Origin of the sequence: Paenibacillus sp. FSL R5-0701, assembly GCF_037973995.1 — a bacterium.
Classification (GTDB): Bacteria; Bacillota; Bacilli; order Paenibacillales; family Paenibacillaceae; genus Paenibacillus.
Map to the genome: position 1 here is coordinate 2,158,564 of NZ_CP150230.1, position 14,499 is coordinate 2,173,062.

At 47.5% G+C, this 14,499-nt stretch carries 11 protein-coding genes; 8 read left to right on the top strand and 3 right to left on the bottom strand.

The window, feature by feature from the left end; all coding sequences use genetic code 11:
* Positions 1-77: 77 nt before the first annotated feature.
* The 8 genes from MKZ13_RS10080 (at position 78) to MKZ13_RS10115 (ending at position 10,842) form a co-directional block, all read left to right on the top strand.
* Positions 78-3,041, top strand: a complete 2,964-nt coding sequence (locus tag MKZ13_RS10080; protein ID WP_339183724.1) for a collagen-like protein — start codon at positions 78-80, stop codon at positions 3,039-3,041.
* A 113-nt stretch (positions 3,042-3,154) separates the two neighbouring features.
* Positions 3,155-3,394: a DUF896 domain-containing protein gene (locus tag MKZ13_RS10085; RefSeq protein WP_036670038.1), complete on the top strand. Its 240-nt coding sequence runs from the start codon at positions 3,155-3,157 to the stop codon at positions 3,392-3,394.
* Positions 3,395-3,729: 335 nt separating this feature from the next.
* Complete coding sequence (locus tag MKZ13_RS10090; protein ID WP_339183727.1) at positions 3,730-5,160, top strand: NAD(P)-binding domain-containing protein; 1,431 nt, start codon at positions 3,730-3,732, stop codon at positions 5,158-5,160.
* A 134-nt stretch (positions 5,161-5,294) separates the two neighbouring features.
* Positions 5,295-5,780: a hypothetical protein gene (locus tag MKZ13_RS10095; RefSeq protein WP_237176101.1), complete on the top strand. Its 486-nt coding sequence runs from the start codon at positions 5,295-5,297 to the stop codon at positions 5,778-5,780.
* Positions 5,781-6,135: 355 nt separating this feature from the next.
* The gene (locus MKZ13_RS10100) at positions 6,136-6,882 is read left to right on the top strand and encodes a DeoR/GlpR family DNA-binding transcription regulator (RefSeq protein ID WP_017689448.1); all 747 of its coding nucleotides are present in this window, start codon (positions 6,136-6,138) and stop codon (positions 6,880-6,882) included.
* 2 nt (positions 6,883-6,884) lie between these two features.
* Positions 6,885-7,796, top strand: coding sequence for a 1-phosphofructokinase (gene pfkB / locus MKZ13_RS10105; protein WP_339183730.1), 912 nt, complete (start codon positions 6,885-6,887; stop codon positions 7,794-7,796).
* A gap of 90 nt (positions 7,797-7,886) precedes the next feature.
* Positions 7,887-9,854: a PTS fructose transporter subunit IIABC gene (locus MKZ13_RS10110; protein WP_221823272.1), complete on the top strand. Its 1,968-nt coding sequence runs from the start codon at positions 7,887-7,889 to the stop codon at positions 9,852-9,854.
* 199 nt (positions 9,855-10,053) lie between these two features.
* The gene (locus tag MKZ13_RS10115) at positions 10,054-10,842 is read left to right on the top strand and encodes a class I SAM-dependent methyltransferase (RefSeq protein WP_221823274.1); all 789 of its coding nucleotides are present in this window, start codon (positions 10,054-10,056) and stop codon (positions 10,840-10,842) included.
* Between the two features lie 142 nt (positions 10,843-10,984).
* On the opposite strand, the gene MKZ13_RS10120 is transcribed toward MKZ13_RS10115, so the two are convergent.
* The 3 genes from MKZ13_RS10120 to MKZ13_RS10130 form a co-directional block, all read right to left on the bottom strand.
* A complete protein-coding gene (locus MKZ13_RS10120) occupies positions 10,985-12,124 on the bottom strand; it encodes a zinc-dependent alcohol dehydrogenase (RefSeq protein WP_074094414.1) in 1,140 nt (379 codons plus the stop codon).
* 79 nt (positions 12,125-12,203) lie between these two features.
* The gene (locus tag MKZ13_RS10125; RefSeq protein ID WP_339183733.1) at positions 12,204-13,367 is read right to left on the bottom strand and encodes an oxalate decarboxylase family bicupin; all 1,164 of its coding nucleotides are present in this window, start codon (positions 13,365-13,367) and stop codon (positions 12,204-12,206) included.
* 137 nt (positions 13,368-13,504) lie between these two features.
* Positions 13,505-14,353, bottom strand: a complete 849-nt coding sequence (locus MKZ13_RS10130; RefSeq protein ID WP_221823278.1) for an SDR family NAD(P)-dependent oxidoreductase — start codon at positions 14,351-14,353, stop codon at positions 13,505-13,507.
* Positions 14,354-14,499 lie beyond the last annotated feature (146 nt).

The window sequence follows — 14,499 nt, forward strand, 5'->3', positions numbered from 1 at the left end:
CAGGAGCCACAGGAATTACTGGTGCAACCGGAATTACTGGAGATATAGGTCCAACAGGGGTCACAGGTACGACTGGAGTGACGGGCTTAACTGGCGCAACTGGAGAGACGGGTCTAACTGGGAGCACAGGAGCCACAGGAATTACTGGTGCAACCGGAATTACCGGAGCTACCGGAACTACGGGGGCTACAGGAAACACCGGAACGACAGGTGTTACTGGAGAAACAGGGTTCACAGGAATAACGGGAATTACGGGTACCACCGGAGCTACTGGCGTCACTGGAGAGACGGGTCTAACAGGGGGTACAGGTGCCACGGGAGTAACCGGCGCAACCGGAACAACTGGTGCAACTGGGCTAACAGGAGTCACTGGTGTCACCGGGGCTACAGGTGTAACGGGATCTATAGGTTTGAATGGCCCAACAGGAGAGACAGGACTAACAGGTATAACTGGAAGTACGGGTACGACGGGAACAACTGGTGTTACAGGTGCAACCGGAGTTAGTGGCATAACAGGAATTGCTGGTGTAACTGGCACGACAGGACTCACCGGGGCTACTGGTTCAACTGGTAATACCGGAGCTACTGGCATAACCGGGGTCACCGGTGAAACAGGGCCAACTGGCACGACTGGCTTAACTGGCGTTACGGGTACAATTGGTGTGACAGGAGCAACAGGCGTCACTGGAGAGACGGGTCTAACTGGGAGCACAGGTACGACTGGAGTTACTGGTATAACTGGTCCGACAGGCACTACAGGACTAACAGGGAATGCTGGTGAAACAGGACCAACAGGTACGATTGGGGTAACGGGTATCACGGGAGTTACTGGTGCAACCGGAACTACTGGAGCTACAGGTCCAACAGGGGTGACAGGTCCAACTGGTGTGACGGGATCAACTGGAGAAACAGGGTTCACAGGACCAACCGGTGCGACTGGAGCCACTGGGGTCACCGGTGAAACGGGTACGACTGGAGCAACGGGAAGTACGGGTACTACGGGAGCTACTGGTGTAACAGGCACAACTGGTATCACAGGGGAAACAGGTCTAACAGGAATTACTGGTCCAACTGGTGTGACGGGATTAACTGGAGCCACGGGCACGACAGGCACGACAGGACCAACAGGACCAACCGGAGCCACTGGTGTGACTGGCATAACCGGAGTCACAGGTACGACTGGAGTTACAGGAGCAACGGGGAGTACGGGTTCCACAGGAATAACTGGCGTAACCGGGCCGACTGGTGCTACTGGAATTACTGGCCAAACTGGTGTGACAGGATCAACCGGAGTTACTGGATTAATTGGGGAGAGGGGTCTAACCGGGATTACAGGTGCTACTGGAATTACTGGGGCAACCGGTCCAACGGGTATTACTGGTGAAACAGGAATAACCGGCACGACCGGCGTAACTGGCATTACGGGTGTGACTGGAGCTACTGGAATTACAGGCGCCACCGGCACAACTGGCCAAACTGGTGAGACGGGAGTAACTGGACTTACTGGGGTTACAGGTAATACAGGATTTACTGGAACGACGGGAGCAACTGGAGCCACTGGAGAGACGGGTCTAACTGGGGTCACAGGTACGACTGGTGTGACGGGGCCCACCGGGGCTACTGGAGCAACAGGAACCACGGGCATTACAGGAGTGACGGGTGTAACAGGTGCTACCGGTACGACAGGTGTAACGGGACCAACCGGAGCCACTGGGGAAACAGGTATAACAGGGGTTCCAGGAACGACTGGGGCAACCGGAACCACGGGAGTTACTGGCGTAACCGGCTCGACTGGAGAGACAGGTGCAACAGGCGTTACCGGCACGACAGGTACAACAGGACCAACCGGAGCCACTGGTGCGACTGGCATAACCGGAGTTACAGGTACGACTGGTGCTACAGGTGCCACCGGTCCAACGGGTATTACTGGTGAAACAGGAGCAACCGGCACGACCGGCGTAACTGGCATTACGGGTGTGACTGGAGCTACTGGAATTACAGGTGCCACCGGCACAACTGGTCAAACTGGAGAGATGGGTCTAACAGGGGTCACAGGTATGACTGGTGTGACGGGACCCACCGGGGCTACTGGAGCAACGGGAACTACGGGTGCGACTGGTGCCACTGGGATCACAGGTGTGACTGGAGCAACCGGAACCACGGGTATTACAGGAGAGACAGGTGTAACAGGCGTTACCGGCCCGACAGGTGTATCAGGAGCCACAGGCACAACAGGAACTACAGGTGCAACGGGTGTAACAGGAGCCACCGGAAGTACTGGTTCAGCAGGAGTTACAGGTATAACTGGTGCGACCGGAGCAACTGGAGAAACAGGAATAACGGGAGCTACTGGTTTTACAGGTGCAACTGGGGTCACAGGCATCACAGGAACAACCGGCACAACAGGAATTACAGGCCCGACTGGACCAACTGGGGCTAACGGAATTACGGGGGCAACCGGTGTAACGAGTGCAACAGGAGCTACGGGAGCCACTGGAGCAACAGGAATCACAGGTGCCACGGGCTTGACAGGAGCCACTGGACCAACCGGCCCCAATTTTGCAACACAAGGGTTCTCTGCCTTCCTGGCTACACTTTCGACAGCAACCAGCACTCAGTTAACCAACTGGACGACAACGGCTCCTTATTACGGTAATGCCAACTTCAATGCAACTACGGGGAATTATACCGTCCCGGTAACTGGAAGATACTCGATTGTGGCCACGATCAATTATGCAACGACCGCAGCGATTGCTCTATCTCTGGGGGCTGGCGTTAACCCAGCCTTTTTTGTACAGAGAACATCCCCTACGGTAACGACACTTGTCAGTGGTTTGTTGCCCGTCCTAAATGTCGCGATTACGCTACTTACACTGCGGGCAGTGCTGGGAAGTGGTTCAGTGACTTTGGCAGTAGAAGTCGCATTGAATGCGGGGGATGTGATTGGACTGTTCTATGCTGCAAACGGGTTGACGATTACATTGAACCTGGGCAGTGGTGCTACAAATGGCATTGTGTGGTCTGTGCATGAGATCACCTAAAAATACTTCTCAACGGATTGTGCCTATGGACAAATTCGTAAAGTTGTAATAAGTTAGTTTGAAGATATTCGAAATATCTTTTGGAAATTGGACTAACAAGTGAGGTGGATTTCATGATTCCTATTTTGGGACGCATTAACGAATTAAGTCGAAAACAACGCAGCAGCGTCGGTTTGACAAAAGCAGAACAAAGCGAGCAGCACGAGCTTAGAAAACAATATTTGCAGGCTATTCGAGGTCAGGTACTGACAACCATGCTGGCAGTATCCGTTGTGGACCCGCTGGGGCATGATGTGACCCCTGAGAAATTAACCAATGAAAAATTGCAGCGCCGGGAACAGGCCGGCCAATAGCATTCCTTTAAAAGACAGACCAAGGTTACATCTTGGTCTGTCTTTTTTTGTTTTCTGCAAATCTTCCGTCTAAAAGGAAGCACATCAAAAGAGGAAGGTACCATCTAATTAGGTATTTCGTGAATATTAACAAGCATGTTAGATATTTTTAGTGTTGATGACAATAAAGCTGCCGCGAACTTCAAATAATCTCGGATAACTCATATAATAACGCTAATATATTTCAGAAATACAAGGTGAAAGCACAATTAACCTCAATATAACTAACAACAAACTTACATCAAATAATCAAAGAAAGACTAGTTCATATGTGTCCTTGAAAGGGTTGATGAATCATGAGCCTGGAAGATTTGAATGAACGTGTGAAGAAAGATCTAGCTTATTTGTCATTTGGTGGTTCGAACTGGGTACGCCCAAGAGAACATGCGGATGGTCATGTCTATGATGTTGTCATTGTAGGCGGAGGCCAGAGTGGATTAGGGGCAGCATTTGGACTTCTTCGTGAGCGGATATCCAATATTGTTGTTATTGACGAGAATGCATCGGGGCTTGAAGGACCATGGGAGACTTATGCACGTATGGTTACTTTACGCACACCCAAGCATCTGACTTCCATCGATCTGGGTATCCCCTCGTTAACTTTTCGCTCATGGTGGGAAGCACAGGTGGGGCCCGATGGTTGGGAAGAGATAGACAAGATCCCGCGTGGAGACTGGATGAATTATTTACGCTGGTATCGGAAAGTGCTGAATCTGCCTGTGTTTAATGAGGTGAAATTAACGCTGGTTGAGCCAATAGAGAACGGAATACATCGACTTCATGTGAACAAGGCAGGAGCTCAGATGGACGTTATCCTTGCTCGCAAAGTAGTGTTTGCTACGGGAATACAAGGTGGTGGAGAGTGGCATGTGCCATCCATGATTGCGGATAGATTACCTCCGGATCGGTATGCCCATACGTCGGAAGCGATTGATTTTGATCGATTAAAAGGTAAAAGGGTTGCTGTGCTTGGCGGCGGTGCCTCTGCATTCGATAATGCGAGTTATGCCCTTGCCACGGGTGTGGCGGAAGCTCATGTATTTGTACGGCGGGAACAACTACCTAGTGTTAATCCCATTCGTCAGCTGGAACAATCCGGTATGATTGAGCGATACCACGCTCTTCCGGTTGCTGATAAATATGAAGTGATCTCTCATTTCTTCAAATTCAATCAACCGCCAACCAACGATACGTTTAATCGTGCGGCAGCCTGGCCTGGATTCGAACTGCATTTGAATTCGCCTTGGCTGAGTGTGGAAGCGACGGAGCAAGGCGCGATAGTGCATACGGCACAGGGAACATTTACGTTTGATTTTCTGATTATTAGCACAGGTCTTCTCAGTGATCCGGCACTCCGTCCTGAACTGAAGCTTGTGGAGCCATACATCGCGCGTTGGGAGGATTGTTACCAGGCTCCACCAGAGCATCGCAATGCGTTGCTGGACGCACATCCATTCCTGAGTTCCGGGTTTGAAATGACAAGCAGGAGTGAACAGGGTGAGAAACCGTTGCACGGACTGTTTGTATTCAACTACTCTGCACTTGCCAGCTGTGGTCTGTCGGCATCGGCAATATCGGGAACAAAGAGTGCAGTACCGAAACTCGTCACTGCCATAGCGGATCAGTTGTTCCTCGATGATCGGGAGATTATTTTGCAGCAATTCTATGCGTATGAAGAACAGGAATTTACGGCTACATGGGTGAAAAGTGGTGCCCTCGCTGAGTAATTGCACTCTATAATATTGTGAACGTGTGGCATCTGATGCTGCACGTTTTTTTGTTTTTCATATGATGAAGGTTACACTTGCCTTTAATTTGTTGTAAAATGTCGGTTGGAACATGTTAAAGGCAGGGATAATAGATGAATGAAATGAACTATGAACAATTTAGAGCCCATTTGAAGAAAGCGTCGCGTAAACGAAATGTACCTTTGATTAAGATCGTAGCATTTCAAGAGAAATACATGAAGATTGAAGAAGTTCAATTTTACGATGTGGAACAAAATCATATGAGTGTTCAGGCCTGCAATACGTTGTGGATGCATCTGGAGAATAAATCTTTCCGTAATATGGTGTCCCAACATTTGCAGTTTTATAGAGATATGGAGAACCTGGGTCGGCATTCATTTGAGAATCTGATCAAAGAACTATATGATACATCTGTTCCTGTGCTGCTCGATTACAATCCCGCTCATTATTACACCTCGGGGCAATTGGCTGAGATTCTGGTCATGAATGAGGAGCGGTTGATAGAACAATTGGAAATGGGCCGCTTCAAGGGGGCTTTTATTAATGAAGAAGGTAAATGGCTTAAACCTAAACCGGATGCAATGGTTGTAGAGTCATAAACGCGCATGTAAATCCTATGAATAGTTAAATCCTGCAACGCCGCGCTTGAAGCGCCGGATGCTGCAGGATTTTTAGTGGATATGAAGCGCACAGAATGACATCTTTATGGACAGGGAAACTTCGTTCGATGAATACTCCAGTCTCTGACGAACTCTAAATCCATCTTTGCAAGGATTAGGAGTCCCAGCGATCAAAACGAGGCTCGCGGGCCGGAATAATATTGATTAGTGCGGAAGAGTATGAGTTACGTGAGTCGAAAGTTGCGGGTTTTTGAAGGTTTTTAAATTATTTTGAATGAAAGTGGTTGTTTTTTGAGGGATTTATGATACTATAGAAGCAGTTGGAGGAATGAAGATGCTGACTGAAGAACGATATGCTGCAATTATAGAGCGCTTACATTTACAGGGAATTGTGAAATTGCAAGAACTAGTTGATGTGTTGGGTGCTTCTGAATCAACGATTAGGCGTGACTTGATCGATCTGGAGAGTCGTCAGATGCTCAAACGCATCCACGGCGGTGCCGCACTGGTGAATGAAAAAACGCTAGAACCGGGCATGGAAGAAAAAACGTTCAAAAACATTCAACAAAAAACAACGATTGCCCGTTTGGCTGCACAGGAGATCGAAAATGGCGAATGCATTTATCTGGATGCAGGGACGACAACGTTAGCTATGATTCCTTTTATTGAAGCTAAAGACGTAACGGTTGTAACCAACGGACTTTCACATGTTGAAGCTTTGGTAAGCAAACGTATTCGCAGTTATTTGCTCGGAGGTATGATGAAAATTCATACAAAAGCAGTCATTGGCAGTATCGCATTACAGAACATGGATAATTTCCGTTTTGATAAATGTTTTCTTGGAAGCAACGGAGTTGATCCCGAAATGGGGTATACAACACCGGATCCGGAGGAAGCCTTGATTAAAAGGCGTGCACATCAATTGTCGGGAAAATCTTATGTGCTGGCTGATTCCAGCAAAATAGGGGAAATTACTTTTGCCAAATTGTTTGATTTGGAGGAGGCCGATTTGATTACTGAGCAGATGCCAGAACACTGGCGGCCTGGAATCGCCCAGAAAACTAAAATAATTGAGGGATAACGATGATATATACGATAACACTTAACCCGTCCATTGATTACATCGTGGAAGTGGATGAGCTGAAACTTGGCGGATTGAATCGAATGAATCGGAATTTGAAGCTCCCTGGTGGCAAAGGCATTAATGTGTCTCGCATACTGAATCAACTTGGAGCAGATAACACGGCCATTGGTTTCCTTGGTGGATTTACTGGACGTTTCATTAATGACAAATTGCAAGAAGATAACATTCGGACAGACTTTGTCACAATTGCAGACGATACTCGCATTAACATCAAGCTGAAGCATAGAGAAGAGACAGAGATTAATGGTCTTGGACCTGCAATTAGTGCCGAAGAGGCAGAGCAGCTGCTTCACAGATTGTCTTCATTGGAAAAAGGAGATATTGTCATCCTCTCCGGAAGTGTGCCGCCTTCACTTGGAACGGATTTTTATGATCGTCTCATTAAAGTATGCAAGCAAACGGGTGCCGAATTTGTGATTGATACAACTGGCCCTGCGTTAATGGAAGCTCTTGAACATGCACCATTGCTGGTGAAGCCAAATCATCATGAACTGGCTGAACTGTTCGGTGTAACGATTGATACACGTGAGGAACTGGTGTTATACGGGCGTAAGTTGCTGGAAGCCGGTGCTAAACATGTGTTGATTTCCATGGCAGGTGAGGGTGCACTATTCATTACCAAAGCGGAAGTTCATCATGCTAATGTGCCAAAAGGCACTGTGAAAAACTCGGTTGGTGCCGGTGACTCCATGATTGGCGGATTCGTAGGTACTTATGTACAGAGCGGAGATTTGCTGGAAGCTTTCCGCACAGGGGTTGCATCTGGAAGCGCGACTGCGTTCTCGGATGATCTGGCAACACGTGAATTGATTGATGAACTACGCAATCAAGTGACCATTACGACAATCTAGTTTAAAAGACATATAAAAGCTTTTCATTGTAATTGTAATGTAGTGAGGCCTGCCTACGCGGGCCGACTGAACTTAAGGGAGTGTACCAAGATGAGAATAACAGACTTGATGATCCAGGAAACCATGATCATGGACCTGCAAGCCACAACCAAAGATGAGGCTATTGATGAACTGATTGCAAGCCTGAACCGAAGCGGACGAATTAATGATCCGGTCCTGTTCAAGGAAATGATCTATAAAAGAGAAGCTGAATCCAGCACGGGGATCGGTGGCGGAATTGCGATGCCACATGCCAAGACAACAGCAGTGAATGAACCAACGGTTGTATTTGCCAAGAGTAGAAAAGGGCTTGATTTTGAAGCGTTGGATGATCAGCCAGCTCATGTGTTCTTCATGATTGCGGCTCCAGAGGGCGCAGGTAATACCCATCTGCGTACGCTTGCAGCTCTTTCCAGGTTGTTGATTGATAGCGATTTCATCTCACAATTGATGAGTACAGATACACCTGCGGAAGTTAGTGCACTGTTTGATGCCAAACAGGCAGAAGCAGCGGAGAAGGAAGCAGCAAAAGAAAAAGCAAAAGCTGAAAAAGCAGCAAATGCCGCATCGGGCTCCAATAGCAATCAGCAACAGAATACCTCTGGGGTCATTGTAGGTAATGCCAATTCGGAAGATTTTGTTGTTGCGGTTACAGCCTGTCCAACCGGTATAGCTCATACGTTTATGGCTGAAGATGCACTTAAAAAGAAAGCTCAGGAAATGGGCATTAATATTCGCGTAGAGACAAACGGCTCTGAAGGAGCGCAGAATGTTCTCACTGCTGATGAGATCGCTCGTGCTAAAGGGGTTATCGTTGCCGCAGACAAAAATGTGGAGATGGCACGTTTCGATGGCAAACCGGTATTGCAAAGACCGGTGAGTGATGGAATTCGTAAATCCGAAGAGCTGATTCGCAAAGCCGTTAACGGTGACGCGCCGATCTATCACAGCCAAGGCGGAAATGCCAAAGAAGATGGCGCAAACACTGGTAAGATCAGTGTAGGTAGCAAAATCTATAAAGATCTGATGAACGGGATTTCACATATGCTTCCGTTTGTCGTAGGTGGAGGAATCCTCCTGGCTATTTCGTTCCTTATTGAACAGCTTGCGGGCGAGGATAATCCCCTCTTCCAGCTGCTTCAAACGATCGGTGGCGGAACAGGTGCTTTCCACTTCCTCATTCCGGTACTTGCCGGATTTATCGCGATGAGTATTGGTGATCGCCCGGCCCTGATGCCTGGTATGGTCGGTGGATTGATGGCAGTTAACTCAAACGCCGGTTTCCTTGGTGGTCTGGCTGCCGGTTTCTTGGCGGGTTATGTAGTTATTGGTCTCCGTAAGTTGTTCAAAGGATTGCCAAAAGCGATTGATGGCTTGAAACCAATCTTGCTGTATCCGGTATTTGGTTTGCTGATCGTAGGTGCCATCAGTTTCTATGTCTTTGATCCAATCTTTGGTTCCCTGAACACCTGGCTGGTAGATGCACTTGGTAACCTGGGTACAGGTAATGCGGTATTGCTGGGCTTGCTGCTTGGCGGCATGATGTCCATCGATATGGGTGGACCATTCAACAAAGCGGCTTACACGTTCGCCATTGGTGTGTTCACATCCAGTGGTAACACAGACGGTGCATGGATGGCAGCGGTTATGGCAGGCGGTATGGTGCCTCCTCTGGCGATTGCACTTGCAACAACGTTCTTCAAATCCAAATTTACAGAGCAAGAACGCAAATCAGGCCTGACTAACTATGTACTTGGATTTTCTTTCATTACAGAAGGTGCAATTCCATTTGCTGCGGCTGATCCATTGCGTGTATTGACTTCTTGTATTCTGGGTTCCGCTGTTGCTGGCGGATTGACACAACTGTGGAGCATTAATGTGCCAGCTCCGCACGGCGGCATCTTTGTTGCAGCACTGGCGAACCACGCATTATTGTTCCTGCTCGCTGTTACAATTGGTTCTGTGATCTCCGGTTTGATTCTGGGACTGTGGAAGAAGTCACCAACGCTTGTGAAGTAACAGATATAAGAAACATCTCCTGGGTGAAATTCACTTGGGAGATGTTTTTTATTTCAGTTTTTTCGTCAGGTAGTGGAAAGTTGCTTCCGTATTTGTGTAAAATGCTTATTTAGCTTTTACATTCATGTGTGGTAAACTAAATATAATTATATTTTGAAACTATGTTTCATCTGATGAAACTTATGCAGGAGGAATTGGAATGTCTGATGTAATCAAAAGTCAGGTGCAGAAGCAGTTTGCGAAAAATGCAGGTAAATACGTGACGAGTTCGGGGCATGCCAAAGGTGAAGATCTCGCGTTGCTCGTGGCTTCATCTCAAGCTACTCCGGATATGAACGTGCTGGATATCGCCACAGGGGGAGGGCATGTCGCTAATGCATTGGCTCCACTTGTTCAGCGGGTGACAGCCCTCGATCTAACGGAAGAAATGCTTCAGGTAGCTGAACGATTTATCCAAGGGAATGGACACGGTAATGTAGATTTTGTGGCCGGGGATGCAGAGAAGTTGCCATTCGATGATGATGTCTTTGACCTAGTGACCTGCCGAATTGCTGCCCACCATTTTCCGGATGTTTCTTCGTTTGTTCATGAGGCATTACGAGTTATGAAGCCCGGTGGAAGGTTGTTATTCATTGACAACGTGGCACCTGAACGTGATGAGAATGACCAGTTTTACAATGAAGTGGAGAAGTGCCGGGATGCAAGCCATGTTCGAGCATGGCGCAAGACGGAATGGATTCATATGCTGGAGTATGCCGGCTTCCGAATGGTAACGATGGTTTCCTTCCAGAAACGCTTTAAGTTTGAAGAATGGTGTAACCGTGCAGCACTGCCGGAACGGGAGAGAGGGGAGCTTGAAGCAAGCATGTTGAGTGCTCCGTCTATCATTAGAAAATTTTTCGATTTTGAAGTGACCAAGAACGGGAAGCTTGACAGCTTCCAAGGAGAAAGTGTGTATATCCAAGCGATTAAACCGGCTCATATCTGATTAGGTAAAGGACCATTTAGCTGAGCAGTTTATGCAACGGTAACAGGATGAATGTGAATGTTGATAAAATAAAACAAGCAGAGTACCTTGAATAGGTAGTTCTGCTTGTTTTATTTTGCATATTGATAATCAAAGCGACGGTTTAGGGTTTAAGTATAACTTTGGTACATTCGTCTTCATGATCGTTGAAAATGCGATACGCATCGCTTGCATTCTCCAGTGAAATCCGATGGGAGATGATCTCGGTTGGATCAAATTCACCAGCAGTGATTTTGCGGAACAATTCAGGCATGTAATGTATAACAGGAGCTTGTCCCATTTTGAGATTGATATTGCGTTCAAACAAATTGCCTAAAGGAAACATGTTGTAGGAAGAGCCATATACACCCGTAAGTTGGAGTGTACCAAATTTGCGGATCGCTTTCATGCCGATTTCGATCGCACTCAGTGAACCGCCGTGAAGTTTCAGCTTCTGCCCGATTTCTTCCAGCATGTTCTTTTTACCATCCATACCTACACAATCGATAACAACGTCGGTTCCGCCTTGTGTAATCTCGCGAATGTGCTCACCCATATCATCGTAATCTTCGAAATTAAAGATTTCTGCATCGTTCAAACGTTTGGCTTTCTCCAGTCGATAGGGCAGGCGATCCACAGCAATAACGCGTTTGGCACCTTTCATCCAGGCGAACTTCTGTGTCATCAGCCCAATCGGACCGCTTCCGAGTACAGTGACTGTATCTCCCGGTTTAACTCCGGCATTCTCGACGCTCCAGTAAGCGGTTGGAAGAACATCGGACAGGAACAATAGGGCTTCATCTTCAAGTTCACAGGATTCAGGAATCACAAACGGAGTGAAGTTCCCGTAGGGAACACGCAATAATTCTGCCTGACCTCCGGGGTGATTTCCGTAGCGTTCGGTGAACCCAAAATAACCCCCTGTATGAATATCCGGATTGCCATTGGAATTATCGCACTGGCTCTCCATGTCATGATTGCAATAGAAGCACTCACCACAAGCGATGTTAAAAGGCAGGACCACACGGTCCCCCTTCTTCACACGTGTCACTTCCGGACCTACTTCTTCTACAATGCCCATCGGTTCATGACCGATAACATAATCTTTGGCAGCAGGCAAGGCTCCCTGATAAATATGCAAATCGGATCCACATATAGCTGTGGAAGTAATACGAACGATAATATCATCCTTCTGTTGCAGTTTGGGATCTTCAACCTCTTTGACTTGAATGTCCTTGATTCCCTGAAACGTAACGGCTCTCATCTTTCATATTCCTCCTTATATAGTGGGATTCTCTGACAATTACCCCATTTCAGCTTAAATGATAGATATACATACTAAATTAAACGACAGGCCATTTTACTTTACGCAAGGCATTGAGCAACTCAGGCGGCGCATTCAGATTGTCACGGACCAGATCCTGCGGGGTTAACGCCATCCACTGATTCAGCGATACACCCTCGAATCGATCACTTCGGAATATTTCCAAAAACCATAAAGTGTCTGTGCCGGTATTCTCTATATAGTGTCCCATTGCGACAGGAACATATCCGACATCTCCAGCCCGATAGTCAAATGTGCGAGCAATGCCATTGCCTCCAAAGACAGTCATTCTTCCTTGTCCTGTCAGATAGTATTGCCATTCATCTGCATTGGGATGCCAGTGCAGTTCACGCATAGCACCAGGTCTGATCTCAACAAGTGCGGCTGCAACGGTAGTTGAGATGGGGAAGTTGGTGGAGTCTACAATCCGGACGCTTCCGCCAGGTGTAATTAGCGGTTCCTGAGCCAGCAATCGGTGTTTGAATGTGAGAGGAACGGTACCGTATGGCGACTGAACTTCCTGGCTTTCGATGGAACCCGGAACGGTATCTTGGAAAATGTAGACCTGTTCCTTTGGCATCGACTGAAATGCAGATTCGGGCACACCGAAATTGACAGACAATACCTCTGGTGGTGTATGGGCAAACCAATCGGATATGGATAACGTATTCAGATCGGAGAAGGAGCCATCATCAAACACGAGCAGAAATTCACAACCATCCTCCAATCCCTGAATGGAATGGGGTAGACCTTTAGGGAAAAACCAGAGATCGCCAGGCCCGACATCCGCAATAAAATTACGTCCGTTCTGATCTACCGAAGTGATTCTTGCCGTTCCCCAGATCATATAGGCCCACTCCGATTGTTGATGCCAGTGCAATTCCCGTACACCTCCCGGTGTCAGGCTCATGTTCACACCAGCCAGTGTAGTGGCAATAGGGAGATCCCGTACGGTGATTTCACGTGACCAACCCCCATGGTTCAATTGCATATGGGTATCGGAAAAAGACATTTTCAGATTGGGCAATAACCCGTTATCGGTTGCCGGAGGTACCAGCATATCGGGGTTTTGTATATCTCTCATGACGTCTCTCGGTCCCAGATCAGGTCCTCCTGCGCCATCACTGCGAATGGGTTGCGGGATGATAAATGGTTTTTCGTTTGGTTGCTGTCCTTTGGTCATGAAGTTATCCCTCCAGATTCAGTCCCATGGCACACGCGACATGGTATCGTTATGTTTACACCTATGAATCAGGGCCTGGATAATATGAGGGACAACATCCATCATGATTAAGCTGGGTTGGTTGGGGGCTTTCCTGACTACAGTGTACGGAAACGCTGTTCATAAATCTCGTTTACCCGGTGGAGAACGGCAGGGCCCTGCTCTGTGAAACGAAGTGCTGTCGCCTTATTTTTCACCAGAAATGTACCGGATTCATGTCTGGTGGGTGATAAAGTCGCACTGTAGAGCAATGAAGCGCCATGACTTGGATGGGGAAAGAACCATTTCATAATGGGTTTGATATAGAAGGGCAGGCCGGATGTTTTGTTGCCCCTTAGCGTATTATTTCCACCGGGATCTACGCTTAGCAGTTGTATGCCACCCGCACTGGCAGACTTGGCAACCTCGCGTGTCCATAGGGATAAACCGAGCTTTGAAATGGCATAGGGACCAAACAGCTTTTTGAATTCAGCTGGTCGTTCCAGGATGTTCAGATCGAATTGTTTGACCATTTTGAAAGCAGTGGTAGAGGTATTAACGACGGTTTTCATCTGTCCTTTGAGCAATAGATCAACTAAATCCATGTAGATGATGTAAGGGACTACCGTCTGAAGTTCAAAGTGCATTTCATGCCCCTGATCAGAAAAACGAAGTTCAGCAGCGCTACCTCCTGCATTATTAAATAAAACATCGATCGAATCGGTATCGGATTTAATCTGATCCAGTGCCGTTCTCAGACTGTCGTAGTTGGTCAGGTTGGCCTGAACCAACCGGAGCTGGCCTGATCGTAATGCATTCTGAATATCGGTATCGTCAGTCGGGAAAGTGGAACGATTGAGACCGATGACCTGCCATTGTTCAGCCAGTAACTTGCGTGTCAGTTCAAGACCAATTCCTGACGTTGACCCTGTGATGAGAGCGGTGCGAAGCTGATTTTGTATATTCATATATACCTCCAGATAGAATGGGATTACAGAACGAATCTGTATGCTGCGCTCATTCTATAACTTGGAGTCGGCTCCAAGTCAAGGGGGGTGGGATGGAACGGATCATGCTTGACTTGGAGTCAGCTCCAAGTTGTAAAATGGATAGA

What these genes read in the sequence shown, in the direction of transcription:
- MKZ13_RS10085 (WP_036670038.1), top strand. Translation starts at nt 3,155, where the DNA reads ATGATTCCTATTTTGGGACGCATTAACGAATTAAGTCGAAAACAACGC.
- MKZ13_RS10090 (WP_339183727.1), top strand. Translation starts at nt 3,730, where the DNA reads ATGAGCCTGGAAGATTTGAATGAACGTGTGAAGAAAGATCTAGCTTAT.
- MKZ13_RS10095 (WP_237176101.1), top strand. Translation starts at nt 5,295, where the DNA reads ATGAATGAAATGAACTATGAACAATTTAGAGCCCATTTGAAGAAAGCG.
- MKZ13_RS10100 (WP_017689448.1), top strand. Translation starts at nt 6,136, where the DNA reads ATGCTGACTGAAGAACGATATGCTGCAATTATAGAGCGCTTACATTTA.
- pfkB (WP_339183730.1), top strand. Translation starts at nt 6,885, where the DNA reads ATGATATATACGATAACACTTAACCCGTCCATTGATTACATCGTGGAA.
- MKZ13_RS10110 (WP_221823272.1), top strand. Translation starts at nt 7,887, where the DNA reads ATGAGAATAACAGACTTGATGATCCAGGAAACCATGATCATGGACCTG.
- MKZ13_RS10115 (WP_221823274.1), top strand. Translation starts at nt 10,054, where the DNA reads ATGTCTGATGTAATCAAAAGTCAGGTGCAGAAGCAGTTTGCGAAAAAT.
- MKZ13_RS10120 (WP_074094414.1), bottom strand. Translation starts at nt 12,124, where the DNA reads ATGAGAGCCGTTACGTTTCAGGGAATCAAGGACATTCAAGTCAAAGAG.
- MKZ13_RS10125 (WP_339183733.1), bottom strand. Translation starts at nt 13,367, where the DNA reads ATGACCAAAGGACAGCAACCAAACGAAAAACCATTTATCATCCCGCAA.
- MKZ13_RS10130 (WP_221823278.1), bottom strand. Translation starts at nt 14,353, where the DNA reads ATGAATATACAAAATCAGCTTCGCACCGCTCTCATCACAGGGTCAACG.